Source organism: Microbacterium arborescens (assembly GCF_049707515.1).
GTDB classification, from domain to species: domain Bacteria; phylum Actinomycetota; class Actinomycetes; order Actinomycetales; family Microbacteriaceae; genus Microbacterium; species Microbacterium arborescens_B.
The window spans coordinates 143910-170808 of sequence record NZ_JBNAFI010000004.1 but is presented as its reverse complement, the minus strand read 5'-3'; the positions used below and the strand labels follow the sequence as shown (position 1 = coordinate 170808).

Here is a 26899-nt window from a genome sequence, read left to right as displayed (position 1 = left end):
CGAAAGGGGAGCGGCTATGGCCACTTCTGTTCAGCTCCGCCAGGAGCGAGCTCGCACCGTCGAGGCGATGCGAGAGATCACCGAGCGCGCCGAGGGCGAGAACCGCAACCTCAACGCGGACGAGCGCACCGCGTACGACCGCGGCGAGACCGAGTTCCGCGACCTCTCCGAGCGCATCGAGCGCCAGGAGGCGCAGGAACGTCGCAACGCCGAGCAGGGCCAGACCATCGGCGCCGGTGGCGACGAGCTGGGCGGCAGCGGCACCGAGGCTGAGCGCCGGTCGGCGTCGCAGCGCTCGGCGTTCCTGCGGTTCGTTCGCGGTGCCAGCATGGCACCCGAGCAGCGCGCGCTCGTCGAGAACGCCGCCGGCGAGATCCTCGTGCCCGAAGATCTCGAGGCCGAGATCATCCGAGCGGTCCCGCGCCTGAGCGCGATCCGCCCGATCGCCGGCCAGCGCAACACGACCTCCAACCGCGTGCGTCGCCGCTCGCTCGACGAGGTCCGCGTCGGCTGGGGCAAGCTCGAGACCAACGAGCAGGATCTCGAAGACTCGATGCCCGACACCCCCGAGGAGGAGTGGACGTACATCGAGGATCTCTACGGTCTGGCCAAGATCGGCGAGGACGAGCTCGACGACTCCGACGTCAACCTCGAGGCATTCGTGCGCGACAGCTTCGCCCAGGCCGCGGCCGAGGCCGAAGATGTCGCGTTCACCATCGGCGCCGGCCACACCGCCCACCAGCCCGTCGGCATCTTCTCGACCGCTGGCGGCGTCTCGAGCATCGTCTCGGGCGCGACCGACTACTCGGGCGCGAGCGGCGCGAACGCACGGAACCAGATCCTCGACGACCTCAAGGCTCTGATCTACGGCGTGCCGGCGCAGTACCGCGCGAACGGCAGCTTCCTGCTGCCCTCGCTCACCGAGCTGCACATCTCGACGCTGAAGGACGGAAACGGCCAGTACCTCTGGCAGGCATCCGTCCAGGCGGGCCGCCCGAACACGTTCCTCGGTTACGCGATGCACAACCAGGACAACATCGACGGCATCGCCGCAGGCAAGGCGATCGCCGCGTTCGGTGACTTCGCCCGCGGCTACCGGGTGTACGACCGTCAGGGCGTCACCGTGAAGCGCCTCGAGGAGCTCTACGCCGAAGAGGGCATGATCGGCTTCAAGTTCAAGAAGCGGGTCGGCGGCGACGTCGTTCGCCCGCAGGCGCTGAAGCTGCTGAAGACCAAGGCATCCGCGTAAGCGACGCCGAACGTCAGGCGGCCGGGAGTGACGCACCCGGCCGCCACCACCCTCCGGTGGTGCGACCCGACATGGGAGGAACCAGCATGCCCGAGCAGCCCACCGAAGAGCAGACGGACCTGCTGCTCTCGGCCGCCGAGATCCAAGCCGTTACCAACCGCGATATGCCAGACGAGCTCGCGCAGGCGATCGCCGGTCTGGCGACCGACGCCGTACGCGACTACTGCGGATGGCGCGTCGCGAAGACCGCGACCGAGACGATCACGCTCGCCTCCCGCGGCACCCGAACCATCTTCCTGCCGTCTCTGCACATCGTGCGGGTCGACGCCATCACGGAGAACGGCGTCACCGTCGCGCCCGTCGATGGATACGACTGGGACGAGGCCGGCATCCTCCACCGCGTCGGTCGCCGCCGCTGGCACGCCGGACGCCGCACGGTCGAGGTCACCCTCACCCACGGGCACCCCCGATGCCCCGGTGGCATCGCCACCGCGATCGCGTCCGCCGTCGCACGAGGCGCGTTCACGCCCGCCGGCGGCCTCGTCTCCGAGGGCGCGCTCGGGCAGACCAACCAGTACGGCCGCACCGCGAGCGGGGCCGCTATCGACATGGCTTTCACGCCCGAGGAGCTGCTGCGCCTGGATGCCCACCGGATCGGTGCGAGCCGATGACCCTGCCCGACCGGTTCACCCGACACAGCGCGGTGGTCCGCGCCAAGCGCCGAGGTGGCGGCATGGGCGGAGGCGGCTACGCCGATCCCCGCACCATCCCCGCCTGGGTCGTCGACGAGCAACAGACCGTCGTCGGGGTCGACGCGACAGAGGTCATCTCAAGCACGCAGGTGTCCGTAGCTCTGGACGAGAACATTCCGCAGGGCTCTCTCGTGACCGTCTGGCACGGGCAACCGAATGAGCGCGAGGCGGTCGTCCTCGCAATCAGCGTGTTCCGACACGAGCGGCTGCCGACATTCCAGACCCTTCACCTCAAGTAGGAGGCACGCCCGTGGCGAAGTTCAATCCCGTCATGACCAAGCTCGAGAAGTCGATCCAGGCGGGCATGCGAGGGGCAGGACGAGCCGTCCTCAAGCGCTCGCGGGAGCTGGCCCCGAAAGACTCAGGTGACCTCCACAAGGGCGGCTCCGTCGCCGTAGATGACCTGACGATGCAGGTGTCGTACCGCGGCGACTACGCGGTGATCCAGCACGAGAACCTCGACTTCGAGCACGACAACGGGCAGGCGAAGTTCCTCGAGACGGCGGCCGATCAGGTCAACATCGGCCCGATCCTCGCCGAACGAAACCGGAAGGACCTCGGCGGTGGATGACCGGGCTCTGACGATATGGGTCTGCGAGCAACTCGGCGAGATCGACGGGTGGTCGTGGGACACCGACAGTTACCCGGCCGACGTCTTCGGCGTGCATTACGGCAGCATCTCCGCGACCACCGCTCAGGGAGTCGGCGTCCGCGTCTACGGCGGGACCGACGACCGAGTCACCACGACCAAGACCCGCCGGGTGCAGCTGCGTTTCCGTGGCGCCGAGGGCGAAGTAGACGGCGCCGACGTCCGCGCGGACCAAGCGTTCCAGCACCTCGACGATCTCCAACGGGAGGGCGTCATCAGCGAGGTGCTCCGACAGTCGTTCTCCCCGGCGGGGAGCGACGCAAATCAGCGTGAAGAGCGCACTGATAACTACCTGATCATCTTCGACAATCCGGAGGCCTAACCACCATGAGCAAGAAGGTTCCCCTGCCCGAGGGCTTCGTCCAGGGCAAGTCCTACGAGTACGGCATCGACGTGAACCTCGCACCCCGGGGAGCGGAGCCGATCTGGCAGCCGCTGCGCCGGATGTTCGGCTACCAGCCGAGCGAGACCCCCACGACCAGCGACTCCCGCACCTACGACGACCTTGGTTCGTCGAACAACAGCGTCGACGCGTGGTCGTTCGGCGCGACCGTCTCGACGCACGTCAACCGCTCCCGCACCACGGGCGAGTACCTGCCCGAGATCGAGGCGCTGCGCGACCGCATCCGACCGAGCGCGATCGGGGAGGACGCGGAGATCGAGATCCGCGAGTACCACAAGCCCGCGAAGGGCGCCCCGAACCTGCACGACGCGCGCCAGGGCTTCGTCACCGTCTCCCGCCAGCGAGGCCAGACGGGCGCCGACGGTCAGACCGAGACGTGGAACTGGACCTTCACCGGTGTGGGCTCCGCGACCGAGATCGAGAACCCGTGGGGCGGCTGGGACGGCGACGCGCCGCTGCTCACCGGCGCGACCCCGGCCAACGCAGCCGCCGGCACGCAGATCGAGATCCGAGGGACCGGGTTCCGAAACGCGGACGGCGAGGACCTCGTCACCGGCGCCGCGGCCGTGAAGATCGGTGGCACGAACGCGACGACCTACCTGGTGGTCAGCCCGACGAAGATCGTCGCGGTCGTCCCCGCAGGCGCCGCCGGTTCCGCCGCGATCGTCGTCACCTCGACCGAGGGCGCGTCGAACCAGCTCGCCTACGTGCGCGGCGCCTGACCGTGTCCACCGCGGTCGACTTCGCGGAGTGGGCCGCACCGGATCTCGTCCTCACGCTGGGGGAGCGCGTCTACAACGTCGCGCCCCCCAGCGTCGACCGGGCGAAGAAGATCCTCGCGCTCGCGGTCCGCGCCGAGCTGAACCTCAAGATCGTCCGAGGCGACATGCCCCAGACGGTCGCCGATGTCATCGCGACGATCGGCCCCCTCGAGCGTCCCGCGCTCGGAGACGTCGCGGCGCAGATGACAGCCGACGACGTACCGGTCGAGACGATCGACCGAATGGACTACTACGCGGTCTTCTACTGGGCACGCGGCAAGGAGTACGCCGACGCTCTCGCGGTCGTCCTCTGGGCGCCGCGAGCCGACGCCCCAGGTGGTGATGCGCCGGCCCCAAAAGCGCGTCTGCGCTCACCTCGGAAGAGTGGGCGCAGTACGGCGTAGGCAAGCCGATCGACGAGGACGAGAACGGGGTCCCGATCTTCGCGGACTACCGGCTCCCGCCCGAGGTTCAGGCCGCCGCGCCCACAACCGTCGGCGCCGCCGTCGACGGCTCGTGGTTCGCCCTCGTCACGCACTGGCGCCTCGTCATCGCCGACCTCCGGAAGGAGGAAGGCATCGACCTCTACGACCCCGATGTCCTCGCCGGTTCGTGGCTGCCCGTGCGTTCCGCGATCTTCTCCCTCCTCGACTCGCCCACACGGCTGAGGAAGGCACTCACCCGGAGGTGACCCATGCCGCTGCGCGCAGCCGAGCTCGAAGTCCTCTACACGGCGAACACCGTCGACGTCGAGAAGGCCGAGAAGAAGGTCAAGGACTCCGCCGACCGAATCGAGAAAAAGCCGGTCACCCAGAAGGTCGGCGCCGACACGAGCGACGCCGAGCAGGGCATGGACCGTGTCGAAGCGGAGGCGAAGAAGCTCGTCTCCGAGCGCGCGATGCTGCAGATCGATGCAGACATCACCCGCACCGAGAAGAGCCTGCAGCGCGCTCGCGACAAGGTCGAGGACCTGCAGATCCGCGGCGAGGCGGGCTTCGAGGTCACCGCGGAGACCAAGCGCGCCGAGGCCGCCGTCACGCGCCTCGAGCAGCAGGCCGAACGGCTCGGCACGCTCCGCGAGTCGATCACCGTCGACGCCGAGACGGAGAAGGCCGAGACCGGCCTCAAGCGCTTCCTCTCCCTCTTCAAGCGGGAATCCGAAGAGGCCGGCGAGGAGAGCGGCCGGTCCCTGTCGCGGGGGCTCGACAGCGCGACCCGCGGCGCCGGCGAGAAGGTCGGCCAGGTGGTCGGTGGCGACATCGAGGGGTCCCTCATCGCCGCTCTCACCGCGATCCCCATCGCTGGCGGCATCATCCTCGGCGGCGTCGCGATCGGGAAGGCGATCATCTCCGGCGTGCAGGACGGGCTGCAGCAGGAGGTCAACTTCGACCGCCTCGAAGCCCTCACCGGCATCAGCCCCACCGACGCGATGCGCATCGGCCGGGCAGCGGGGGAGGCCTACACGAACGTCTTCGGCGAGTCTGTCGAAGCGAACATGGACACCGCGCGGCTCGCGCTGCAGTTCCGCATCATCGACCCCGACGCATCCAACCGTGACGCGCAGAAGGTCGTCGAGGGGCTCTCTGGCATTGCGGACGTGCTCGGCGAAGACGTCCGGCCGGTCGCGACCGCTGTCACCCAGTTGCTCCGGACCGGGCTCGCCCGCACCTCGCAAGAGGCGTTCGACATCCTCGCCACCGGCGCCCGGAACGGTGTCAACGCCAGCGAGGACCTCCTCGACACCTTCACCGAGTACCCGGCTCTCTTCCAGCGTCTCGGCCTCACCGGGCCGGAAGCGCTCGGCCTGATCAACCAGGGCCTCGCCGCCGGCGCCCGGAACAGCGACCTCGCGGCCGACGCCCTCAAGGAGTTCCAGATCCGGGCCACCGATGGCACCGCCGGGCCGGCTGAGGCGTTCCGATCGCTGGGCCTGGACGCCGAGGAGATGACGGCGAAAATCGCCCGCGGCGGGACCGAGGCTCGCGATGGACTCGACCTCGTCCTCGACAAGCTCCGCGACACGGAGGACCCGGTGCTCCGCAACGCGGCCGCCGTCGGACTGTTCGGCACACAGGCTGAGGATCTCGGCGAGGCGCTATTCGCCCTCGACCCCTCAAGCGCGGTCGCCTCGCTCGGCCAGGTGGAGGGCGCCGCGCAGCGGATGTTCGACACGCTCGCCGACAACGACGCGACCAAGATGGAGCAGGCTTCGCGGAACATCGAGGTCGCGGCGGATGGCATCAAGGGCGCCCTCGCCGCAGCGTTCTCGGACCCGCTCGAGGACTTCGCCGACTTCGTGTCTCAGAACCGCGGTCCCGTGCTGCAGTTCTTCCTCGACATGGCGAACGGTGCCCTCGACTTCGCCGAGACCGCCTCGGACGGGTTCGGCGACTTCGTCTCCGGGCCGCTGCGGGAGACTCTGCAGGGGCTCCGAGACTTCATCGAGTGGCTGCCGGGCGACGCTGACCTCGACGGTCTCGACGCGGTCATCGCGGGCATGGAAGACGTCGACAAGACCACGGATGCCATGTCCGACAAGATCGCGGAAGCCCGTGATCGCCTCAACACGTTCGGGGAGCCCGCAGTCCAGCTCGGCTACCTGAACGACGCTCAACTGCGGCTCGCCGAGGCGATCGACATGGTCGGGGAGTCCGCCACCGAAGGGCGGTCGATCCTCGACGACCTGACCGAGTCGCAGGACGGCAGCACCCGCGCAACGGGAGAGCTCGACGCGCAGATCCGTTCCGCTGTCGATGCGCTGATCGCGCAGCAGACGGCGGCCGCAGCGACCGGTGAGGAGCAAGACGTCCTCAGCGGGCGGTGGCGTGACGGTGCCGGCGCGATCGCCGAGCAACTGCAGCAGATGGGCCTCACCGAGGTACAGGCGTGGCGGCTAATCGCGGCGTACGCCGGCATCCCAGAGTCCGAGATCACCGAGATCATCTCGAACGCGCCCGACGAGCAGTCGAAGGTGCAGGCGCTCGTCGACCGGGTCAACACGATCCCGGACGGGGAGACGACCATCTACGCCGACACCTCGCCCGCCGAGGCCGCGATCCGTGCGCTCCGCGCGGGGATCTCTGCGGGCGCAACCCTCGGTGTCACGGTCGCGACCTCGGGCGGCGCGCGCGATCGACCCGGCGGCGGCCAGTTCGCCAAGGGAGCGATCGTGGAGTTCATGGCCGAGGGCGGCCTGCGCGGGCTCAGCCCGATGGAGCCGCTCGCGCAGATGGTCCCGGCGAGCTCCTGGCGCGTCGTGGGAGACCGAACCGACGTCGCCGAGGCGTACATCCCCCTCGACGGGTCTGCACGGTCCCTGGCGCTGTTGGCGGAGACGATCCGTCGGATGCCCGGTTTCGACGACGACGGGATGGCGGGAGCCGGCGCCCCCAGCGGGCCGCGTCCGCCGTCGCTCCCGCCGCTGCAGGTCATCGATCAGAGCACGTACTACTCGTACGACCCGACTGACGTCGCCCGGCAGCGGGACGTGCGTCTCGCGCAGGCCATCACCCGCCTGCCGCGCCGATAGGAGGCCCGTGCCATGACGATCGTGCTGTCATCTCCGCTCACGTCCGAGGAAACCGTTCCCGTCGCTGGGAACCGGCCGATGACGTGGACGGGGTTCGACGGTACGGTGTGGCGCCTGACACGCCCCGGGAGCCCGAACCCTCGGATGCTCCCGGGCGTGCAGGGCCTCCACATGCCCCGCATGGACGTGCACACCTCAACCAGCCCCGGCGTCCCTGGGGCGATCATCACCGGGTACGAGCTGCCCCCGCGCGCGGTCTATTGGCCGCTCAGGTTCGCGAACCGCTCGATCCCCGAGTGGGAGGACGAGCACGCCGGGTTCTTCGATTCGTTCCACCCCGCGCTCGAGGGCGTGTGGACCGTGGGCGAGGGGGGCGATGCCCGCACCCTCCCGCTGACCGGGTCGTTCGACGGCACGCACTCGTTCGAGCGTGACCCGTTCGTCACCGGGAAAGCGGTGATCGGTGTGCAGCTGCTCGCGCCCCGTCCGCTGTGGCGCGGCCGTCCGATCCGACGACAGTTCAAAGCGCCCGAGCCGTCCCCGTTCTACCCGGGACCTCCGTTCATGATCAGCTCGGGCGCGTCCTACGGGAACGCGACAATCCCGAACCCCGGCCAGGAGCCGAGCTACGTCACGTGGGAGATCGACGGTCCGCACCCCGCGGGCGTGAAGGTCGGAGTCGGCGACGCGCTCGTCGAGGTCCCATTCGAGATCCCTGCGGGCCGGCGTCTCGTGATCAACACCGACCCGTCCGAGCAGTACGCCCGCGTCGGTGACCTCGTCGACGACGGGGCGGGAGTGCTCGTCCTGGCTGATCCTGTCGACGCTGCGCGCGACCTCGGGTTTCAGATCTTCGCCCCGATCCCGGCACGCGGGGATGTCTCCCTCACCCTCGTCACCGCGGGGACCGGAGTCATCGCTGCCTCCCACACCCCGCTGTATTGGAGGGCGTTCTGATGCGGCAGCTCATCGCCGAGTTCATGGACGCCGAGAACCGGTTCGTCGGCCAGGCGGTCGCGCAGCGCACCACCGCCGCGCTGCTGTGGAACGCGGCATCAACCGCGACGCTGCAACTGCGCGACACGCACCCGATCGTGCGTCCAGCGGTCGAAACCGAGGGACTGCGGTGCGCGCTGTGGATGGTGAACATCGACGGCGGCAAGCTGCATAAGCAGCGGCTGATGGAGGGCGCGGTCCAGCCGATCACCGGCCGGGATTCCCCGTTCGGGCTGGTCGAGATCGACGTCGTCGATGACTGGGCTGACCTCGACACGATCCTCGGATGGCAGGTGCCCGCCGCCGGCGCGTCCGGGCAGGGCGCGGCCGAGTACTGGCGGACGTCGGGGCCGTCCGAGACCCGGGCGAAGGCGGCCATCGCCGCGAACGTCGCCCGCCTTGGCCTCCCGTGGGACGTCGCACCGTCGCTTGGCCGGGGCTCGTCCGGGACCACCGAGCTGCGGATGCACACCCTCGCGGAGAAGGTCGTCGAGCCGCTGGTCGCCGACCGGCTGCAGTTGACCGTGAGGCGTGACAGGACGACGAACCGCCGCGTCGTGGACGTCCGGGCAGGTGACACGTTCCCCCGCCCGATCACGCCAGCGTCAGGCGTCCTGGGGCCGTACTCGTGGATGCAGCGACCGGCGACCGCGACCCGTGCTGTCGTCGGTGGGAAGGGCCAGGGAGTCGAACGGGAGTTCGCGCTCGTCATCGACCACGCCCTCGAGTCGAAGCTCGGGCGCGTGATCGAGGTCTTCGTCAACGCGACCGCCGCGGACGAGGGCGCCGACCTCACCCCGTACGGTCGGGCTGCGCTTGAGAAGCACGCCGCCGCATCGTCGTTCTCGGCGGAGCTGCGGGAAACGTCCTGGTTCCGGCTGGGAGAGACCTTCCAGCTCGGCGACCGTCTCGCGGTGAAGATCGGCGCGCTCGAGTTCGAGGACGTCATCTCACGCGTCGACATCACCCACGACGTCGGGAGCGGATTCACCGCCGTGCCCACCGTCGGCCTCGCAACCGACGACCCACAAACGCAGCTCGTGAACTACGTCCGGTCGATCGCGACGGCCGTGGCCGAGCAGGAGAGGAAGTGACGATGACCTACGTCATCACCGACAGCGCCGGCTACGAGGGCACCGTCGACGAACCGCAGTGGTCCGATCTGCTCGCCATGTCCGGCGGCCGCCAGTACGGCGTCGGCAGCTCCGCCGACTGGACAGCCAGCGTCGGGGGCGCCGACCGCGAGGTGCGCCTCACCCCCGGCCGCGGCTTCGGGTACGGGGTGCGCGACAAGACGACAGAGGAAGCATCCCTGCTCCTCCCGGCGACCGCATCAGGGTCGGTGTGGCACCTCATCTGCGTGCACCGGGACTGGCAGGCCAACCAGTCGACGTTCGAGACGCTCCCCGGATCGAACGCCCGCGCCATCCCGGTGAGAGAAACCACCCCCGGCGAGGTCGACGACCAGCCCCTATGGCTCGCCCGTGTCGACGCCGGGAAGTCGCAGGTCCAGGAGCTCGTCGACCTCCGGGTGTGGGGCGGTGACGGCGGGTCGCTCGCCGCGAACGACCTGGTGCTGCAATACCTCAACCGTCTGGGCACCTCCGTCCGGTACGGCGACATGCTCGCGATGCGCATCCGCAACGCGCAGGGCAGCCCGGTCTGGAAGCGGTTCGACCTCACCGAGGACACCAAGTGGGTCGACGCGACCCGCAACCCGGGCTGGTCGTGGGGCTGGTGCCAGGTGCGACGCATCGGCGCGATCGTGTTCTTCCGCATCTCAGCGTCCCGAGCCCAGGGATGGGGACCCGACAACAATCTCGCTCTCCTGCCCGAACGCTTCCGCCCCTCGGTCGCTACCTACGTCAACTCGACACACGCGAATGGTGGCAAGAGGGAGTTCAAGATCCTGACGAACGGTCGGGTCGACGCGTCCGAGGGCTCCGGCGGCGCCACGGGCGTCACCCTCACGGGGTCGTTCCCCGTCTGAGCCCCTCTGCACGGTCCCGGAGCACACCGCACCCCGCCCTCGGCACTCGCCGGGGGCTTTGTCATCCCTCGAAGGAGAAGACCATGACCAAGATGCTGGCACCCGCGCCGCACGGGCGGCACGAACGCGGCTGGATTCCCGGCGTGCACCGCGGCCGCGACGACGGCTGGCGCGACCGTGACCCCGAAGGCACGAAGCTCGTCCAGGCCGTGGCCGCGGGCGTCATCGTCGCCGCCTCCAAGGGCGGCGCGTTCAACGGCGGCTGGGGGAACCAGTTCGTCATCGACCACGGCCACGGGATCTTCACGACCTACAACCACTTCCGCACCGGCTCGATGTCGAAGAAGGGCGTCGGCGATCACGTCACGGCGGGCGAGTTCCTCGGCCGCATGGGCTCTACCGGTGCCGCGACCGGCGATCATTCGCACTTCGAGGTCCGCGTCGGAGGCGCTGGCGAGCAGTTCCGCGTCGACCCCGCGCCGTGGCTGAACGGCTCGAAGGAGATCCCTGGCGGCCAGCCCGCCGCGGGCGGCCTCTCCCGTCAGCAGCGCCGCGTCCGCGCGAACGTCGGCACCGAGGGCTACCTTAACGGCCGCCTCTCGCCCACCGTCGGCGACAACGTCCGCCAGCGCCTCGCATCGAACGTCGTCGGCAACTTCGACGGCTTCATCCGCGGCCAGGAAGTCACCGTCGACGGCGTCACCTCGAACATCTGGTTCCGAGGCGCGTTCAACGGCAACTTCTTCGCGGCGGCCGGATTCACCTCGCAGTCCACGGACGGCCTGACCGACCTCGGCGGCTCGAGCGCCCCGGCGCCCGCACCGATCGACGTTCGCCTGTTCGCGTTTCTCTCCGAGGCGTGGTTCGTTTTCCCGTCGGCCGAGGCAGCCGTGAACGCTCCCCGCGGCCACCGCGGACCGACCGTCGGCCCCGGCGAGTTCTACGTCCACGAGATCCGCCACGGCGCCTACCGGATCGACGCCGGCTGGCTGCACCCCAAGGCGGGCGCACATGTTCGGCGCCGCGGGTGAGTGATCGCGGCATCGCGGTGTCCGCGTGGTCGATCGCGGGGGCGGCATCCGTCGTGCTCGCGATCGGTCTCGCGTATGCCGCTGAGCTCGTACGCACCTGCATCGCCGTGCTCGCCGTCATCGGAGGAGGTGCGCTGTGACCAATACCGACAGCGTCAACGTGAGCACACGCGACGGCCGGCACACCCGGTACATCGTTAAGTACGCCCTCATCGCGGTCTATGGCGCGTGGTCCGCACTCGTGGGCATCCCCACGATCCGCGAGATCTCCGGTGCGCTCGTCGAGTCGATATGGCCGTGGCTGATCGTCGTCGCGGCAGTGGTCGCAATCGCCGGCGTCGTGCGCTCCAAGCTCACGAACCGGCACGCGGTCGAAGTGACCGGGATCATCCTGCTGCTCGCCTTCCTCGCCGGCTACGCGATCACGATCTACGCCCGCTGCGTCTTCGAAGGCACCTGGACGCGAGCACCCACCGGGCTGCTCCCGGTGATCGTCATGGTCACCCCGTTCGGCCGGCTCCTCGACATCGCCCGCCGGCACATCAGGAAGGCCGATACGTGATCCTTGCCCTCATGCTGGCCGCAGAATCCGGCATCCCGCCGACGGCATGGATCACCTTCGGCGGCGCCGTGCTCGTGGCAATCATCAGCGGCGTGGTCGCGCTGATCGTCCGCGTGACACGTACTCCGATCCAGATCCAAGACCTGTGGGCCGAGAACGCCAAGCTCCGCGACCGCATCGACAGCCTCGACGGCACAGTGCGGCGGCTCATCTCCGACCGAAACCAGCAGATCGACATCAACCGCATCGTCGGTGAGGGCTTCGACGCGCTCTCCAACTACGTCGAGCGGGAAGCCGAAGCCGCCGGACGCTCGCCGCGATTTACCCCGCGCGAGCACGAGGCGATCGAACGCGCCAAAGCGATCCGCAACGACGACGACCTATGGGCCACCACGCCCACCAACGCATCGACCTAGGAGGTCATCATGAAGACCATCGCCGTATGGTTCACCCCGGAACGCCGCCAGGCGATCCAGCTGTTCTTCGGCGCGCTCGCACCCCTCGCGATCCTGTTCGGCTTCGGCACACAGGGCGTGTGGGAGCAGTCGCTGATCATCACCGGCGCCGTGATGCAGTTCGCATCCGGCGTCCTCTCGCTCGTGAACGTGCGCGACGTCGCAACCGCGTGGGCCGTACTCCGTGGCGCTGTGTACGCGCTCGCGGCGACCGCATCGCCAGCGCTCGTGCTCCTCGGCCTGTACGACGAAGCGACGAACGCGACGATCCTTCTCGCCGTCTCTCTCGGACTCGGCGCCCTGTCGAACCTCCTGGCGATCTTCGTCGGCAAGCAGCAGCAGCTCGACAACGCGCTCAAGATGGTCCAGGCCGAGGACGGCACGTGGCGATCGGACGCCGGCTACGGGAGCGTGAACCCGCATGGCTGAGTTCGTCGGCGCGTTCCCCTCCACCCTCGCGCTCGACGAGCGGAACAACGTCGTGACCGAAGCTGAGGCCTACGTCTACGACGTCGAGGACGCCACTCTCAGCTCGCCGTTGCCGGTCACCGACCTGCAGGGTGTGCCGTTCACCGGTGGGAAGCTTGTCGCCGCGAACGGCATCCTCCCGCAGTTCCGCGCACCGACCGGGATCACTCAGGTGTATGTGCGCTCCGGCGAGCGTGTCACGCAGCTCACCGACCTCAGCGTCTACGCCGACACGTCGCGCGAAGCCGCTGACCGCGCCGGGCAGGCAGCGACGGATGCCGCGTCGGCGAAGACCACCGCCGAGACCGCGTCGGCTGAAGCGCTCGCGGCGGCGGAGCTGCTGCAGGAGATCGCGCTGCAGCAGGGCGCGCCTTTGGTGGAGGACCCGGCCGAGCCGGGCACCTTCACGATCCTCAACCCCCGAGCTATCCGAGAGGACCCGGACGAACCGGGCACGTTCCTGATGGGAGTCACCGCATGAGCTCGAAGCCGATCGGGATCACCGACGATGGCCAACTGCCCAAGCGCGCACTCGACGCGATCGCCGCATCGACCGAGGTCAAGGCCACCGTCAACGGTGCCGTCGCGCCGAAGATCGACCGCACGGAGGCGCTCGACACGTTCGCCGCGTTCGATCAGGGCCGGACGATCGTCGTCGACTACGTCAACTCGGCCGCCGCGCAGGCCATCCCGGAGGGTGTGACCGGCGCGTACGTGTCGATCATGGGCGCCGGCGGCGGCGGTGGCTCCGGGCGCCGTGGCGCTGCGGGCACCGTCCGACAGGGCGGCGGCGGCGGATGCAGCGGCGTGTTCCTGCACCGGGTGTGGGTGTCGCTGGCATGGTTCGACGGCTCCACGTTCGAGATCGTCATCGGCGCCGGTGGTGCCGGTGGCGCAGCGCGCACCGCGGACAACACCGATGGCCAGGCGGGCGCCGCCGGAGGGTTCTCCGCGCTGCGCCGCAACGACGGCGCGGTCATCCGCGCAAGCGGCGGCAACGGTGGCGGTGGCGGTACGACGGGTGCCGGGGGAGCAGCGGGCGCCCCGCCGTACACCGGGACGTCGATGCTCAGCGGCGGCGCCGCGTCCTCAACGGGCGGCCCCGGCGGCTCCGCCCCCGCACAGGCTTCGCTCGGCGCGAGCGGTGGTGGTGCTGGTGGTGGCATCACCGCGGCGGATGTTCCCGGCGCGGGCGGCTCGGGTGGTGCGGTGTACAGCATCGGCCTCGCGGCATCCGTCCTCGCCGGCGGCCTCGTCGACGGCACCCTCCCGGGACGCCCGGGCGGGTACTACCTCCCACCGAGCTCCGGCGGCGGTGGTGGCGGTGCAGCGTCGATCACCGCGGCGGCACAGTCCGCTCGCACGGCCTCGACCTCGACCGCTGGCCTGCTGTCCTACGGCAACGGTGGCGGCGGTGGCGGCGCGTCCGTGAACGGCTTCGCGTCTGGCGCGGGCGCCGCTGGTGGTCCCGGCTACGTCCGCATCGAGTGGGTGTACGGCTGATGCCCCTCGACCCGGCATGGACACCCCTCCCGCTGCGCACCCTCGACCCCGCCAGCCGCGCCCTGCTGAGGACTGCGGCGAACTCGCCCGTCGCGAGCCGCCTCAACTGGGTCACCGCGACGTACGGGGCGGGTTCGGCACTGATCCCGAGCTTCGCCCCGCAGGACGAGGACGCCCTCAAGCCGCCCGCGATGGTCGCTTACTCCCTCGCCGTCATGGTTGCGACGGGAACGCATGATCCCGACGTGACGGGCAAGACCGACGCGGCGGTGCGCGCCGCAGTCGTGCGGCTCGTGTGGTCGCTGGCGAAGTCCCACCGCGCCAACGGCGGGACGTGGGGCGGTGTGCCCCTCGCCCCCGGTGAGACGATCCGGGCGGGCGACGCACCGGACCACCAGAACTGGCAGGGCGCGCTCTGGGTATGGCTGACCGCCGTCGCCGCCGAGCTCGTCTGGGCAGACCTCAGCACCGCGCAGCGCGACCTCGTCAACGCGATGGCGATCCTCGAGGCCGACCGGTTCCTGCAGTACACCGTCCCGTACATGCGCGACCACGGCGGAGTGATGCTCTCACCCGGTGACACCCGGGCGGAAGAGAACACCTGGCAGGCGTCCATCCTGCTGTTCTGCGCCGGCAAGTTCCCCACCCACGCCCGTGCACAGCAGTGGATGGCGAAGGGCCTCGAGCTGACGCTCGCGGCCGCGGCAACCTACCTGCACCCGTCGAGCCGGCGCTTGTGGCACGGGATGAGCGGCTGGGGGCTGCGAGGCGGGTCGAACCTCGACTTCAACGGCACCGCCACCAACCACGCCGCGTACGACCCGCACCCGAACTACATGGCCTCGATCGTCAACCAGGCCTGGTCGAACCTGCTCGTCTTCGCGTGGCTGCGGGGGAAGTTCCCCGCTGTCGGCCAGGCGTGGGGGTTCCGTCGGCTCTTCCGCGCGTTCGTCGACGTGGACTTCCCCAGCTACGAAGGCGGCCCGTACCTCCCGCCCGGGGGGACGATCTACGACAAGGCCGGCGGCACTCACGCGATCTACTGGCCGCAAGGGGACGACGGCAACGGCACCAACGTCGCGATGTTTGCGTGCATGGACGTCCTCGCCCACCTCACCGGAAGCGACGACCTCGCGTCGACGCCGGCGGCGGCCTGGGCACCGGTGCACCTGCAGCGGCAGGTCGACCTCACTCGCACCAGCTACTGGGACTTCTGGAACTGCTCGATGGCAGTCTTCGGAGACTGGGCCACCCGCACCAAGCCGGCCCTGCAACTCAGCAACACGACCCCCATCGAGCTGCTGACCTGACACGCAGCGGCTCACGAACGCCCCCGGCGTCACTCACCCTCGGGTGGGTCGACGCCGGGGGCGTTTCGTCGTTATGACGGGCGCGCCGCTGCTAGATTCCCGGCATGAGCGACACGCCGAGCCGGACAATACCGCGGCCCATCAAGCGCGAGGTGCGGCAGCGGTGCGGGTTCGGCTGCGTGCTCTGCGGAAGTGCGATCTACGAGTACCACCACATGGTGATGTGGTCGGAGGAACATCGACACGTCGCTGAAGAGATAACGCTCCTCTGCCCGTCCCATCACTCCGAGGTGACCAACGGTCGGCTCCCCGCGTCGCGGGTCTTGCAAGCGGACGCGGACCCGTTCAACAAGCGCGCGGATCTGAGCCCGGGATATGCGCTGCACTACGCCGGCTCAGAGGCGCTTGTCGCCCTCGGTTCCAACCACTTCCGCGCACCTGGTGGCCGTGATCTGACCGTGGTTCGGGTGCTCGGACAGACCCTTCTCGGCATGAGGTTCGAGGACGGCAACTACCTCCTCAACTTTGTGGGCTACGACAAGGAAGGCCGCGTCGCAGTCCGCATCGACGACAACGAGTTGTCGTTCCGAGCCGACTCCTGGGACATCGAATTCGTGGGGACTACCCTCGTCGTCCGGGACGGACCAGGGGAGGTCTTCCTCGATATGACCTTCCAGCCGCCCGATGGGATCATCGTGCATCGCTTCTTCTTCCATCGGAATGGCATCGGCGTGGACGTCCGCGACGGCGTGGTCAACGTCGCGCGAGGCGCCATTGGGCTCGAAGGCAACTTCTGGGACGGCGCCACGGACGGGATCAACCTGTATGAGACTGCGATGCAGAAAGTCGCGGGGTTTGCGATCTCGGTCGATCTGTCGCCCGATCCTCGACGGACACAACCCCTTCCGCAATACCGCCCGAACACCCCGGGCTGGCTCGCTACGGTCCCGCTTCCCCGTTGGAGGGGGAATTAACTCCCTCGGCTTACGGCCGGATCAGCGGAGCGGAATGCCGCGGGATGCCGCGGCGGCGACGCCCTTCGGCAATCCACGCCTCAACGCCTGGGATACGGCGCAGCGCCGCGGACAGCGGAGCCGTCTCGCTCGACTCGAAGTAACCGATCCAGATACCGGCGGTGCGAGCAAGCACTGCGTCTTTCCCCTCCGCAGCGGCGAATAGCTCCTGAACCACGGGTTCAGGGTCGCGCGTGTACTGGTTGCGGCCGCAGATCGCGGACAGCAGCACGTCGAGCTGCACCTCTGGATCAAGCGGTGACCTCATAGCCGGTTCCCCATTCCTCCGGCCGAGAGGGTTTCAGCGTACGCCGAGGCGGCGACACGGGCATGCGCGCCCCCGCTACGGTGTGGTCATGCCGAACTCTGACCTGCTCTGGGTGTTCTCCGTCACGGCGGGGCTGCTTGCCCTCGTCATCACGCTGCTCGTCACCTACTGGGTGCTGCGGCTCGCGATCTTCCACGGGATGCGCGCTCACACGCGGTGGGTAGAAGAGGGCGGCGACGCGGCCTATCACTGAGATGTCGCTCGACGACGACCCGGACATCGGTTCCGAGCCGCGCTGCGAGGTCTGCCGCACCGTGATGCGCACGGTCGACGGCGGCTACCGGTGCGGAGGCTGCGGATGGGAACTTGAAATCCCGTGGATCGAACGCCCAACGGGCGGCGATGGACTGCCAGGCGTCCTAGGGGGCTGACGCTCGTCTATCGTTGACGTTCGTCTACCGGCCGCCCACGGAATGTGTCCCACTCCGTTGCCCGCCTGCCACTCCGGCGCCGTTCGATCTCGTCGTGCGCCGCGATAGTGCCCTCTCGGACGGCTGAGACGCCGAGGCGGTAGCCGATCCAGATAAGGACGAAGAGGATCGCGAGCACGAGAGCCAGGGCAACCACGCAGACGAGCACCGGCCACAGGACGATGATCGCCATCGGGTTGCTGCTGATGATCGCGAGAAGCACGACGATCACAATCCCGAAGACGGCAGCAGTGATCCCCGCGGCGAAGACGGGCTTGGAGACGGGCTGACGGTCACGTGCCATGCCCGCCAGTATGACAGCGGGGGTGGCACGCGAGGAGCCCGAGTCGTGTCGCCATTTACTCGCTAGATTGAGGCGCGTACCTTCGATTACCGGAGGTTACCGTCGAGCGATTTCCAGCCGGTCGGGTAGGCAATAGTAGATGCCGGTAAAGTCGGCCCCTCAACGCTTCAGTGTGGGTTCGAGTCCCACCGGGGGTACCAACGGGGTCCTCGGCCGCGGCTGTGCGACCGCCGCCGTCACGGACGCGAGCACGATCACCAGCCCGGCGGCCTGCAGTGCCGAGAGGGTCTCGCCGGCGAAGAGCAGGCCGAGCAGCACGGCGACCATCGGGCTCAGCAGCCCCAGGAACGCGGGAATTCGCGTCGGCAGCGAGGCGACCCCGCGGAACCAGAGGGCGTAGGCGAGCGCCGTCCCCACCAGCGACAGGTAGGCGTACGCGGACAGTTGCGGCGCCGTCGGAAGCGCGACCGGCAGCGGCTCGACGAGGGCCGTGAGCGTCGCGAGCAGCAGGCCGCCGGCGAGCAGCTGCCAGGCCGTCATCGCGAGGGGTGGCTGACCCGTGCCCCAGCGCTTGGTCAGAACCGTGCCGACCGCCATCGAGACCGCTCCGCCCAGAGCTGCCGCCACGCCGATCGGGTCGAGCGGGGCACCGCTCGGCGCCACGATGAGGGCGACCCCGACGACGCCCGCGGTTCCCGCGATCGCGGTGATGACGGTGAGGCGCTCTGACAGCAGGCGCCAGCCGAGCAGTGCCACGAGCAGCGGTTGGATGCCGCCGACGACGGCGGCCACACCGCCCGGGAGCCGGTCCGCGGCGACGAACAGGCACGCGAAGAAGATCCCGATGTTCACGGCGCCGAGCACGCACGACCGCCACCACCACGACCCCGTCGGCAGTCGACGTGCGACGAGCAGCAGGATGAGCCCGGCGGGGATGGCTCGGATGGTTGCGATCAGCAGCGGATGGCCCGAGGGGAGGAAAGCGGTCGACGTCATGTAGGTCGTTCCCCACAGGGCGGGAGCGATGGCGGTCGTCAGCACGACAGCGAATCTATTGCTAAGCACTTAGCCACTATAGCGAAGCGCTTAGCGACTAGACTCGGGCGTATGGACCATGTCGACCGCATCCTGGAGCAGTGGGCACGCGAGAAGCCGGGCCTCGACGTCAGCCCGATGGCGGTGATCGGCCGGCTCGGCCGCGCCGCGGCATCCGTCGATGCCCGTCTCGCCGCCACATTCGCGCACCACGGCATCGATGCCGCGACCTTCGACGTGCTGGCAACGCTCACACGGCAGGGGAGTCCGTACGAGCTCACCCCGGCAGAACTCGCCGCCGACGCGATGATCACCTCGAGCGCCGTCGCGCAGCGACTGAACCGACTCGAGGGCCTCGGGTACGTCAGCCGTCATCCTGATCCGGCCGACGGACGCGGCAAGATCGTGCGCCTGACGGCAGCCGGTCGCCGGGTCGTCGAGAGGGTGCTGCCCGACCACCTTGCGACCGAGGAGGCGCTGCTCGCTCCGCTGTCGAGGTCGGAGCGACAGCAGCTGGCCTCGCTGCTCTCGCGGCTCGTGGCGGGTGGGTAAGACCTGCGAGTTCGCGCCCGCGTCCGAGTGTGCTCGGAAGGCCCCCGTTAGGATGGTCGCGGAGAAGGGGGACATGCAATGGAGTGGCTGATCCCGGTCATCGTCGTCGTCGGACTGCTCGCGGTCGTCGGCATCTACCTGTGGGCGACCTACAACTCGCTCGTGGCGCTGAATGTCCGCGTCGACGAGGCGTGGAGTGACATCACGGTGCAGTTGAAGCGTCGCGCCGACCTCCTTCCCAATCTCATCGACACCGTTCGCGGATACGCCGCCCATGAGAAGGCGGTGTTCGAGAACGTCACACGCGCACGCGCCGAGATCCTCGCGGCGGACGGCCCCGCCGAGGCGGGAGTCGCCGAGGGGCATGTCCAGCAGGCGCTGAAGTCGCTCTTCGCGGTCGCCGAGGCGTACCCCCAGTTGCAGGCGAGCCAGAACTTCCTGCAGCTGCAGCAGGCCATCGTCGACACCGAGGACAAGATCCAGGCCTCGCGCCGGTTCTACAACGGCGGTGTCCGCGAACTCAACACGAAGATCAAGGTGTTCCCCAACAACCTCTTCGCGCGCAGTCTCGGATTCTCCGAGCGCGAGTTCTTCGAGGTCGAGAACGGCGCCGCGATCGCCGAGCCGCCCCGCGTGCAGTTCTGAGCGCCCGCTCCGAGAGCGCCCCGCCCGGTCGGCGCGGGCACGCCGGAGTCCTAGACTGACGGGATGAGCGACGACAAGGCCGGGCGGTCCTTCTTCGACGCCCTCCGCACTCGAACCGTTGCCCTGGACACGTCGGCGGCCATACCCCGTGGCCTGCGCATCGCCACCGCCTACGCCTGGCGTCTGCTCGTCGTGGCGGCCGCGGCGGGAGTGGCGATCTGGATCATCATCCAGCTCAAGCTCCTCGTCATCCCCCTCCTCGTCGCGATCCTGATCGCCGCCCTGCTGTGGCCCGCCTTCCTCTGGATGCTGGAGCACCGCGTACCGCGCTGGCTGGCGATCGTGGTGAGCGTCCTGGCGACGATCGCCGCCATCTCGGGTCTGCTGTGGCTCGCGATCTGGCAGATCAGTCAGCAGTGGGCCTCCGTCCAGGCCCGCACGGTGGAGGCCGTGCGGGAGCTCCGTCAGTACCTCATCGACGGCCCGCTGCACCTCACGTCGACGCAGATCGACGACCTGCTCCAGCAGGGCTGGGGCTTCCTCGAGCAGCAGGCGTCGCTCCTGTGGTCGGGCGCGCTCGCTATCGGATCGACCGTCGGGCACGTGGCCACGGGCGCACTGCTCGTGCTGTTCATCCTGCTGTGCATCCTCGCCGACGGCGCACGCATCTGGAGTTGGGTCGTGCGCCTGTTCCCGCGTGAGGCCCGGCCCGCGGTGAACGGGGCCGGCCGCATGGGGTGGCGGACGGTCGTGACCTACGCCCGCACCCAGCTCCTCGTCGCGACGATCGATGCGACCGGCATCGGCCTCGGCGCCCTGTTCCTCGGAGTGCCCCTGGCCGCGCCCATCGCCGTGCTGGTGTTCCTCGGTGCCTTCATCCCGTTCGTCGGAGCCGTCGTGACCGGAGCCCTCGCGGTCTTCCTCGCGCTCGTCTACAACGGCCCCTGGATCGCGCTGTGGATGCTCGTCATCGTGCTCGGCGTGCAGCAGCTCGAGGGACACATCCTGCAGCCACTGCTCATGGGATCGGCGGTGAAGGTCCATCCCCTCGCGGTCGTCATCGTCGTCGCTGGCGGAGCGATGATCGCCGGCATCCCGGGCGCCCTGTTCGCCGTGCCCCTGGCAGCCTTCGTCAACGTCGTGGTGCTGTACGTGTCGCGGCGTTCGTGGGAGACGGGACTCGCGTTGAGACCCGATGAGATGATCTGGAGCACTGTGCCCCGAGACCGGAGGAAGAACACATGACCGGACCCACTCCGGCCGACTTCGACGACGCGGCCGCCGTGCTGGATGGCGTCGTCACCCGCACCCCGATGGAGTACTCCGAGCACCTCTCGGACGTCCTCGGCGTTCCCGTGCACCTGAAGCTCGAGAACCTCCAGCGCACCGGCTCGTTCAAGATCCGCGGCGCGACCTACCGGCTCTCACGGCTGACGGAGGAGGAGCGCGCCCGCGGCGTGGTGGCCGCCTCCGCCGGCAACCACGCGCAGGGCGTCGCCCTGGCCGCGCAGAAGCTCGGCATCCGCGCGACGATCTTCATGCCGCTCGGCGTTCCCGTCCCCAAGCTCCTCGCCACGCGCGGCTACGGCGCCGACGTCGTGCTCGAGGGGGCGACGGTCGAGACGCCGCTGCGACTGGCTGCGGAGTTCGCCGAGCGCACCGGCGCCGTGCTCATCCATCCGTTCGACCACCCCGACGTCATCACGGGCCAGGGCACTCTGGGCCTCGAGCTCGTCGACCAGGTGCCCGACCTCGAGACGCTGATCATCCCGATCGGCGGGGGCGGCCTCATCGCCGGCGTGGCCGCGGCCGTCAAGGGCCGTGCCGCCGCCGCAGGGCGGAAGGTCCGCGTCATCGGCGTGCAAGCTGAGAACGCCGCGGCATACCCGTCGTCACTGGCGGCCGGATCGCCGCTCGCGATCGAGACGACCCCCACGATCGCCGACGGGATCGCCGTCGGACGCCCGGGCGATGAGCCGTTCGCGGTCATCCGCGAGCTGGTCGACGAGGTCGTCACCGTCTCGGACGACGACATCGCCCGAGCGCTTCTGGTGCTGCTCGAGCGCGCGAAGCAGGTCGTCGAGCCCGCCGGGGCGGCCGGCGTCGCAGCCATCCTCGCCGGCAAGGTCACCGCGTCGGGACCGACCGTGGCCGTCCTGTCCGGCGGCAACATCGACCCGTTGCTGCTGCAGCGTGTCGTGGCCCACGGCCTCGCCGCATCCGGTCGCTACATGACGCTGCAGGTTCCGCTGCCCGACCGTCCGGGTCAGCTCGCGCGGGTCTCGGAGCTGTTGTCGGTCGCGGGAGCGAACGTCATCGAGGTGCTGCACACGCGGCACGGTCAGGGTCTGCAGATCAGCGAGGTGATCCTCCAGCTGAGCGTGGAGACCCGGGGTGAGGAGCACCGCGCTCAGGTGATCGCGATCCTCGAGGATGCCGGCTTCGCGCCGACGGTCGTCTCCGATTGACGATCGCCGGCGCGAAGCCGCCGGTCACTGACCCGAGTAGGTCTCGACCTTGACGATCTCCACCGAGATGTCGCGTCCGTTGGGCGCGGTGTACGAGGTCTTCTCGCCCTCCTTGAGGCCGAGGATCGCGGCGCCCAGCGGCGACGCCTCGCTGTAGACGTCGAGTTCGGAGCCCGCGGCGATCTCGCGGCTGCCGAGCAGGAAGACCTCCTCGCCGCCCGCGACGAGCGCGGTGACGACGGTGCCGGAGAGGACGGTGCCGTCGGATTCGGGAGCCTCGCCGACGGTGGCGTCCTTCAGCAGCTGCTGAAGGGTACGGATGCGCGCTTCCTGCTTGCCCTGCTCGTCCTTGGCCGCGTGGTAGCCGCCGTTCTCCTTCAGGTCGCCCTCTTCGCGCGCGGCCTCGATGCGCTTGGCGATCTCCTCGCGGCCGGTCGTCGAGAGGTGTTCGAGCTCCGCGACGAGACGGTCGTACGCGTCCTGGGTGAGGAAGGTGACGGGAGCGTCGTTCGACATGTGATCTCCTTGCTGGCGCGGCCGACAGCCGCCTATGGCGAACGCCCCGGCATCCGACCGGGGCGCACAAGAAACACCTAGACTACGGGATCCAGCAAGAGGTCACCAAACCATTGGTGGCCAGGGCGACGGTCGGGATCGTCTCGGTGAAGGAGCGCGACAGGCCGTCGGCGGCGGGGTACTCCACGACGCGCCAGCCGACCACGCCGTGCTCGGTGTCCTGCGCCTCCAGTGCGCACGCGAGCGGCTTGTCGCGCGCGCCGCTGACCTGGAACGAGACGACGACGGAGTGCTCGTCCACCACGTCGAAGCCGGTCGCGTCGGTGTCGACCGAGTCGATCGCGCCGGTCACGGTCGTCCAGGCGACCAGGCCGAGGAGTCCCGCGCCGATGACCCCCGCGACGCCGATGAGCACCCGCCGAGAGCGCCTCTCGTGCGTCCGACCGTAGCGGTGGTCGAGCTTGAGCTGCGTGGTCATGGCGCGGTCTCCGAGACGGTTCGGACGGGATTAGGCTGGAGGTTCCAGGCTAAGCGCTTCTCGCGCAGATCGAGGAACCATGAACTCCCTCCTGTGGCTCACGTCGGCGGCGACACCGATACCCGAGATCACGGTCGACCCCACCTCGGTCACACCCGGCCCGTGGGGCTTCGGAGCGATCGTGATCCTGACGATCGCCGTCGTCCTGCTGCTGCTCGACATGCTGCGCCGGGTTCGTCGCGGCCGGTACCGCGCCGAGGTCCGCGAGCAGCTCGACGAAGAGGATGCCGCTGCGCGCGGCGAGCGCGACACCGACGCTCGGTGAGGACACGTCGCGGTCCGGTTCTCAGCCGGCGCGGGTCCAGCCTCAGCCGGCGTGGTAGGCCGGCTCGAGGGCGATGAGCAGGCTGGCCGCCCAGTGGCAGAGGAACGCCAGCACCGTGCAGACGTGGAAGATCTCGTGGAAGCCGAAGTGGCCCGGCCACGGGTTCGGCTTCTTCAGGGCGTAGACGACGGCACCGCCGCTGTACAGCAGCCCTCCGATGACGACGAGCACCATCATCGCCGGGTTGGCCTGGAACAGCGGCACGAGGTACATCACGGCGGCCCACCCGAGCACGAGGTAGAGCGCGACGTACAGCCAGCGCGGGGCGTGGATCCAGAACACGCGGAAGATGATCCCCGCGATCGCGCCGGTCCAGACGAGGGACAGCAGCAGCACCGTCTGGTCGGTGGGGAGCGCGAGCACCGCCAGAGGCGTGTACGTGCCGGCGATGAGCAGCAGGATGTTCGCGTGGTCGATGCGCTTGAGGATCGCCTTGGTACGCGGCTTCCAGTCGAAGCGATGGTAGAGCGCCGAGTTGCCGAAGAGCAGCAGCGAGGTCGTCATGAACACGGCGCTCGCCCACTTCGCCGGTGCGCCCTGCGCCAGCGAGATCAGGACGATGCCGGCGACGATGGCGATGGGGAAGGTGGCGGCATGGATCCAGCCGCGCCAGGACGGGCGCAGCTCCACCTGCGCGCTCGCGGCGGCGGCGTCCAAGAGGGGCAGCTGGGGCATCTCGGCGCCCTCATCGGGTGCAGGTCGGGTCACAACACGAGAGTACGCGCCGCCGTATGCCACCGCTCACATGAGGGCGGGGAGTAGCGTAGGGGAGTGGCTGCGAACCGCGGACGAGGACCGCTTTACCGACTGTACGCGTCCCGCCTGCGCCGGAACCTGACTCCCGAGACGGTCCCGCATCACGTCGCGATGATGATCGACGGGAACCGGCGGTGGGCGCGGCAGGCGGGATTCCCCACGCCGGCGGAAGGGCATCGCGCCGGCGCCGCGAAGATGCACGAGTTCTTGCGCTGGTGCGACGAGCTCGGCATCCGCGTCGTCTCGCTCTACCTGCTCTCGCACGACAACCTCGCCAAGCGCGACTCGCGCGAGCTCGCCGACCTGCTCGAGATCATCGCCGAGCTGGCGGAGGCCCTCTCCAACAAGCCGGGCTGGCGGGTGCAGCACGTGGGACGCGCGGCGCAGCTTCCCGACGATCTGGCTCGGGTGCTTCTGAAGGCGCAGGAGAGCACGCGGGAGAACACCGGGCTGCACGTCAACCTCGCGGTCGGATACGGCGGCCGCGGCGAGATCGTCGACGCGGTCCGGAGCATCATCACGAGCCATCACGAGCGCGGCGGCTCGATGGAGGAGCTCGCGGAGAGTCTCACACCCGAGCAGATCGGCGAGCACCTCTACACCGGGGGCCAGGCCGATCCCGACCTCGTCATCCGCACCTCGGGTGAGCAGCGTCTCAGCGACTTCCTGCTCTGGCAGTCGGCGCACAGCGAGTTCTACTTCGTCGAGGCGCTCGGGCCCGACCTGCGCGAGGTCGACTTCCTCCGCGCCATCCGCGACTTCGCGACGCGCGACCGCCGCTTCGGCGGCTGACACGACGCACCGGCACGCAGAGTTCACCTGCACGAAACCTCCGCGGGCGTGTCGCGGTGGCGCGTCGCCCGGCGCCGGTCGTACTGTCATCGCAACGGGCACGGCGCCCGTTCGAGTCGGCCTTCTCACGACTCGTGACCCACGGTCGACTCGTGTCAATCGGGTGAGACACCCGAGGCGGGGAGTGGGTTGTGGCCGCACGAGCAACTGAGCAGCAGCGTCGCGTCATCCACGGCGGGGGTGACGAGCTCGACCAGGAGCTGCGCACCTACGTGCTGGACACGTCGGTGCTGCTGAGCGATCCGCGGGCGTTGTTCCGCTTCGCGGAGCATTCGATCGTCGTTCCGGTGGTCGTCGTCACCGAGCTCGAGGGCAAGCGGCACGACCCTGAGATCGGCTACTTCGCGCGGCAGGCGCTGCGCCACCTCGACGACCTCCGCGTCGAGCACGGCCGCCTGGACTTCCCGGTGCCGGTCGGCGAGGGCGGCACACTGCGTGTCGAGCTGACGAACACCGACCCCTCGGTGCTGCCGGCCGGGATGCGGCTGGGCGACAACGACACGCGCATCCTCGCTGTCGCGATGCACCTCGCGCAGGAGGGACAGCCGGTCACCGTCGTGTCGAAGGATCTGCCCATGCGGGTGAAGGCGGCGTCGCTCGGCATCAGCGCCGAGGAGTACCTCGCCGAGCAGGCCGTCGACTCGGGCTGGACCGGCATCGCCAACCTGGACCTGTCGGGCGACGAGATGAGCGACCTCTACGAGAGCGAGGTCGCCACGAGCGAACAGGTGCGAGGAGTGCCCGTGAACACGGGGCTCGTCATCCACTCCGAGCGCGGCTCGGCACTGGGACGCGTGACCGGCAACGCCTCGTTCCGTCTCGTGCGGGGCGACCGCGACGTCTTCGGCCTGCACGGGCGCTCCGCCGAGCAGCGCATCGCGATCGACCTTCTGCTCGACCCCGAGGTCGGCATCGTCTCGCTCGGCGGTCGTGCGGGAACGGGCAAGTCGGCGCTCGCGCTCTGCGCGGCGCTCGAGTCGGTGCTGGAGCGGCAGCAGCAGAAGAAGATCATCGTCTTCCGCCCGCTCTTCGCCGTCGGCGGGCAGGACCTCGGCTACCTTCCGGGTGACGCGCAGGAGAAGATGAACCCCTGGAGCCAGGCCATCTTCGACACGCTCGGCTCGGTCGTCTCGGGCAACGTCGTCGAGGAGATCATCGCGCGCGGCCTGCTCGAGGTGCTGCCGCTCACCCACATCCGGGGACGTTCGCTCCACGACGCGTTCGTCATCGTCGACGAGGCGCAATCGCTCGAGCGCAACGTGCTGCTGACGGTGCTCAGCCGCATCGGTCAGAACTCGCGGGTCGTGCTCACGCACGACGTCGGCCAGCGAGACAATCTGCGGGTCGGACGCCACGACGGCATCGCGTCGGTGATCGAGACCCTCAAGGGGCACGACCTGTTCGGACACGTGACGCTCACGCGTTCGGAGCGGTCGGCGATCGCCGCCCTCGTGACCGACCTCCTCGAGGCGGGCGAGCTCAGCTGAGCGCGGTGTGGG

34 protein-coding genes are annotated in these 26899 nt (G+C 69.3%); 28 read left to right on the top strand and 6 right to left on the bottom strand.

All coding sequences use genetic code 11. The features are described from left to right. Positions 1-16: 16 nt before the first annotated feature. The 20 genes from ACPYN5_RS10100 to ACPYN5_RS10005 all read left to right on the top strand — a co-directional run bounded on the left by ACPYN5_RS10100 (position 17) and on the right by ACPYN5_RS10005 (position 16632). Complete coding sequence (locus tag ACPYN5_RS10100) at positions 17-1249, top strand: phage major capsid protein (RefSeq protein WP_282501188.1); 1233 nt, start codon at positions 17-19, stop codon at positions 1247-1249. 86 nt (positions 1250-1335) lie between these two features. Continuing rightward, positions 1336-1920 (top strand): hypothetical protein, encoded by a 585-nt coding sequence (locus ACPYN5_RS10095; protein WP_424448852.1) that lies wholly within the window; start codon positions 1336-1338, stop codon positions 1918-1920. Beyond that, entirely contained in the window at positions 1917-2240 is a 324-nt protein-coding gene (locus ACPYN5_RS10090) for a hypothetical protein (protein ID WP_424448851.1), read from the top strand. Before ACPYN5_RS10095 ends, ACPYN5_RS10090 begins: the two co-directional genes overlap by 4 nt. An 11-nt stretch (positions 2241-2251) precedes the next feature. Beyond that, entirely contained in the window at positions 2252-2572 is a 321-nt protein-coding gene (locus ACPYN5_RS10085; protein WP_424448850.1) for a hypothetical protein, read from the top strand. Continuing rightward, on the top strand, positions 2565-2972 hold the full coding sequence (locus tag ACPYN5_RS10080) for a minor capsid protein (RefSeq protein ID WP_424448849.1): 408 nt from the start codon (positions 2565-2567) through the stop codon (positions 2970-2972). The genes ACPYN5_RS10085 and ACPYN5_RS10080 overlap by 8 nt, the downstream gene beginning before the upstream one ends. A gap of 5 nt (positions 2973-2977) precedes the next feature. Next, positions 2978-3775 (top strand): IPT/TIG domain-containing protein, encoded by a 798-nt coding sequence (locus ACPYN5_RS10075; protein WP_424448848.1) that lies wholly within the window; start codon positions 2978-2980, stop codon positions 3773-3775. Between the two features lie 2 nt (positions 3776-3777). Beyond that, positions 3778-4218 carry a DUF7426 family protein gene (locus ACPYN5_RS10070; protein ID WP_424448847.1) on the top strand — a complete coding sequence of 147 codons (441 nt, stop codon included), beginning with the start codon at positions 3778-3780 and terminating at the stop codon, positions 4216-4218. Positions 4219-4508: 290 nt separating this feature from the next. Then, the gene (locus ACPYN5_RS10065; protein WP_424448846.1) at positions 4509-7343 is read left to right on the top strand and encodes a phage tail tape measure protein; all 2835 of its coding nucleotides are present in this window, start codon (positions 4509-4511) and stop codon (positions 7341-7343) included. A gap of 171 nt (positions 7344-7514) precedes the next feature. Next, the gene (locus ACPYN5_RS10060) at positions 7515-8300 is read left to right on the top strand and encodes a hypothetical protein (protein ID WP_424448845.1); all 786 of its coding nucleotides are present in this window, start codon (positions 7515-7517) and stop codon (positions 8298-8300) included. Beyond that, on the top strand, positions 8300-9433 hold the full coding sequence (locus ACPYN5_RS10055; protein ID WP_424448844.1) for a Gp37-like protein: 1134 nt from the start codon (positions 8300-8302) through the stop codon (positions 9431-9433). Before ACPYN5_RS10060 ends, ACPYN5_RS10055 begins: the two co-directional genes overlap by 1 nt. A gap of 2 nt (positions 9434-9435) precedes the next feature. Then, positions 9436-10329: a hypothetical protein gene (locus ACPYN5_RS10050; protein ID WP_424448843.1), complete on the top strand. Its 894-nt coding sequence runs from the start codon at positions 9436-9438 to the stop codon at positions 10327-10329. 83 nt (positions 10330-10412) lie between these two features. Then, positions 10413-11360, top strand: a complete 948-nt coding sequence (locus tag ACPYN5_RS10045; RefSeq protein ID WP_424448842.1) for a M23 family metallopeptidase — start codon at positions 10413-10415, stop codon at positions 11358-11360. After that, a complete protein-coding gene (locus tag ACPYN5_RS10040) occupies positions 11357-11500 on the top strand; it encodes a hypothetical protein (protein WP_424448841.1) in 144 nt (47 codons plus the stop codon). Before ACPYN5_RS10045 ends, ACPYN5_RS10040 begins: the two co-directional genes overlap by 4 nt. Next, on the top strand, positions 11497-11922 hold the full coding sequence (locus ACPYN5_RS10035; RefSeq protein WP_424448840.1) for a hypothetical protein: 426 nt from the start codon (positions 11497-11499) through the stop codon (positions 11920-11922). The genes ACPYN5_RS10040 and ACPYN5_RS10035 overlap by 4 nt, the downstream gene beginning before the upstream one ends. Next, complete coding sequence (locus ACPYN5_RS10030) at positions 11919-12338, top strand: hypothetical protein (protein WP_424448839.1); 420 nt, start codon at positions 11919-11921, stop codon at positions 12336-12338. Before ACPYN5_RS10035 ends, ACPYN5_RS10030 begins: the two co-directional genes overlap by 4 nt. A gap of 9 nt (positions 12339-12347) precedes the next feature. Next, a complete protein-coding gene (locus ACPYN5_RS10025; protein ID WP_424448838.1) occupies positions 12348-12806 on the top strand; it encodes a hypothetical protein in 459 nt (152 codons plus the stop codon). Next, complete coding sequence (locus tag ACPYN5_RS10020) at positions 12799-13326, top strand: hypothetical protein (protein ID WP_424448837.1); 528 nt, start codon at positions 12799-12801, stop codon at positions 13324-13326. Before ACPYN5_RS10025 ends, ACPYN5_RS10020 begins: the two co-directional genes overlap by 8 nt. After that, a complete protein-coding gene (locus ACPYN5_RS10015; RefSeq protein ID WP_424448836.1) occupies positions 13323-14348 on the top strand; it encodes a glycine-rich domain-containing protein in 1026 nt (341 codons plus the stop codon). The genes ACPYN5_RS10020 and ACPYN5_RS10015 overlap by 4 nt, the downstream gene beginning before the upstream one ends. Next, on the top strand, positions 14348-15658 hold the full coding sequence (locus ACPYN5_RS10010) for a hypothetical protein (protein ID WP_424448835.1): 1311 nt from the start codon (positions 14348-14350) through the stop codon (positions 15656-15658). Before ACPYN5_RS10015 ends, ACPYN5_RS10010 begins: the two co-directional genes overlap by 1 nt. Positions 15659-15762: 104 nt before the next feature. Then, positions 15763-16632: an HNH endonuclease signature motif containing protein gene (locus ACPYN5_RS10005; RefSeq protein ID WP_424448834.1), complete on the top strand. Its 870-nt coding sequence runs from the start codon at positions 15763-15765 to the stop codon at positions 16630-16632. Between the two features lie 10 nt (positions 16633-16642). Here the strand turns inward: ACPYN5_RS10005 and ACPYN5_RS10000 are convergent, their stop codons facing one another. Beyond that, positions 16643-16915: a hypothetical protein gene (locus tag ACPYN5_RS10000; protein WP_424448833.1), complete on the bottom strand. Its 273-nt coding sequence runs from the start codon at positions 16913-16915 to the stop codon at positions 16643-16645. A gap of 112 nt (positions 16916-17027) precedes the next feature. Here ACPYN5_RS10000 and ACPYN5_RS09995 point away from each other — a divergent pair, with 112 nt between their 5' ends. Beyond that, positions 17028-17192 (top strand): hypothetical protein, encoded by a 165-nt coding sequence (locus ACPYN5_RS09995; protein ID WP_424448832.1) that lies wholly within the window; start codon positions 17028-17030, stop codon positions 17190-17192. A 185-nt stretch (positions 17193-17377) separates the two neighbouring features. On the opposite strand, the gene ACPYN5_RS09990 is transcribed toward ACPYN5_RS09995, so the two are convergent. Further along, positions 17378-17713 (bottom strand): hypothetical protein, encoded by a 336-nt coding sequence (locus ACPYN5_RS09990; protein ID WP_424448831.1) that lies wholly within the window; start codon positions 17711-17713, stop codon positions 17378-17380. Positions 17714-17872: 159 nt separating this feature from the next. Then, entirely contained in the window at positions 17873-18778 is a 906-nt protein-coding gene (locus ACPYN5_RS09985) for an EamA family transporter (protein ID WP_424448830.1), read from the bottom strand. A 42-nt stretch (positions 18779-18820) separates the two neighbouring features. Between ACPYN5_RS09985 and ACPYN5_RS09980 the strand changes: the two genes are divergently transcribed. From ACPYN5_RS09980 to ilvA, 4 genes are all read left to right on the top strand, one after another. Then, a complete protein-coding gene (locus ACPYN5_RS09980) occupies positions 18821-19300 on the top strand; it encodes a MarR family winged helix-turn-helix transcriptional regulator (protein ID WP_424448829.1) in 480 nt (159 codons plus the stop codon). A gap of 78 nt (positions 19301-19378) precedes the next feature. Then, entirely contained in the window at positions 19379-19945 is a 567-nt protein-coding gene (locus ACPYN5_RS09975; RefSeq protein ID WP_424448828.1) for a LemA family protein, read from the top strand. Between the two features lie 63 nt (positions 19946-20008). Then, a complete protein-coding gene (locus ACPYN5_RS09970) occupies positions 20009-21190 on the top strand; it encodes an AI-2E family transporter (RefSeq protein WP_424448827.1) in 1182 nt (393 codons plus the stop codon). Then, positions 21187-22413, top strand: coding sequence for a threonine ammonia-lyase (ilvA, locus tag ACPYN5_RS09965; protein WP_424448826.1), 1227 nt, complete (start codon positions 21187-21189; stop codon positions 22411-22413). The genes ACPYN5_RS09970 and ilvA overlap by 4 nt, the downstream gene beginning before the upstream one ends. A 24-nt stretch (positions 22414-22437) precedes the next feature. Here the strand turns inward: ilvA and greA are convergent, their stop codons facing one another. Further along, on the bottom strand, positions 22438-22929 hold the full coding sequence (gene greA, locus ACPYN5_RS09960; RefSeq protein WP_424448825.1) for a transcription elongation factor GreA: 492 nt from the start codon (positions 22927-22929) through the stop codon (positions 22438-22440). A gap of 82 nt (positions 22930-23011) precedes the next feature. Next, on the bottom strand, positions 23012-23407 hold the full coding sequence (locus tag ACPYN5_RS09955) for a DUF4307 domain-containing protein (RefSeq protein ID WP_424448824.1): 396 nt from the start codon (positions 23405-23407) through the stop codon (positions 23012-23014). Between the two features lie 79 nt (positions 23408-23486). Between ACPYN5_RS09955 and ACPYN5_RS09950 the strand changes: the two genes are divergently transcribed. Next, positions 23487-23732, top strand: coding sequence for a hypothetical protein (locus ACPYN5_RS09950; protein ID WP_424448823.1), 246 nt, complete (start codon positions 23487-23489; stop codon positions 23730-23732). Positions 23733-23774: 42 nt separating this feature from the next. Here the strand turns inward: ACPYN5_RS09950 and trhA are convergent, their stop codons facing one another. Beyond that, positions 23775-24467: a PAQR family membrane homeostasis protein TrhA gene (trhA, locus tag ACPYN5_RS09945; RefSeq protein ID WP_424448955.1), complete on the bottom strand. Its 693-nt coding sequence runs from the start codon at positions 24465-24467 to the stop codon at positions 23775-23777. A 96-nt stretch (positions 24468-24563) separates the two neighbouring features. On the opposite strand from trhA, the gene ACPYN5_RS09940 reads away from it, so the two are divergent. Continuing rightward, entirely contained in the window at positions 24564-25340 is a 777-nt protein-coding gene (locus tag ACPYN5_RS09940) for an isoprenyl transferase (protein WP_424448822.1), read from the top strand. Positions 25341-25531: 191 nt separating this feature from the next. Then, the gene (locus ACPYN5_RS09935) at positions 25532-26887 is read left to right on the top strand and encodes an RNA 5'-3' helicase PhoH2 (protein WP_424448821.1); all 1356 of its coding nucleotides are present in this window, start codon (positions 25532-25534) and stop codon (positions 26885-26887) included. Positions 26888-26899: the final 12 nt, after the last annotated feature.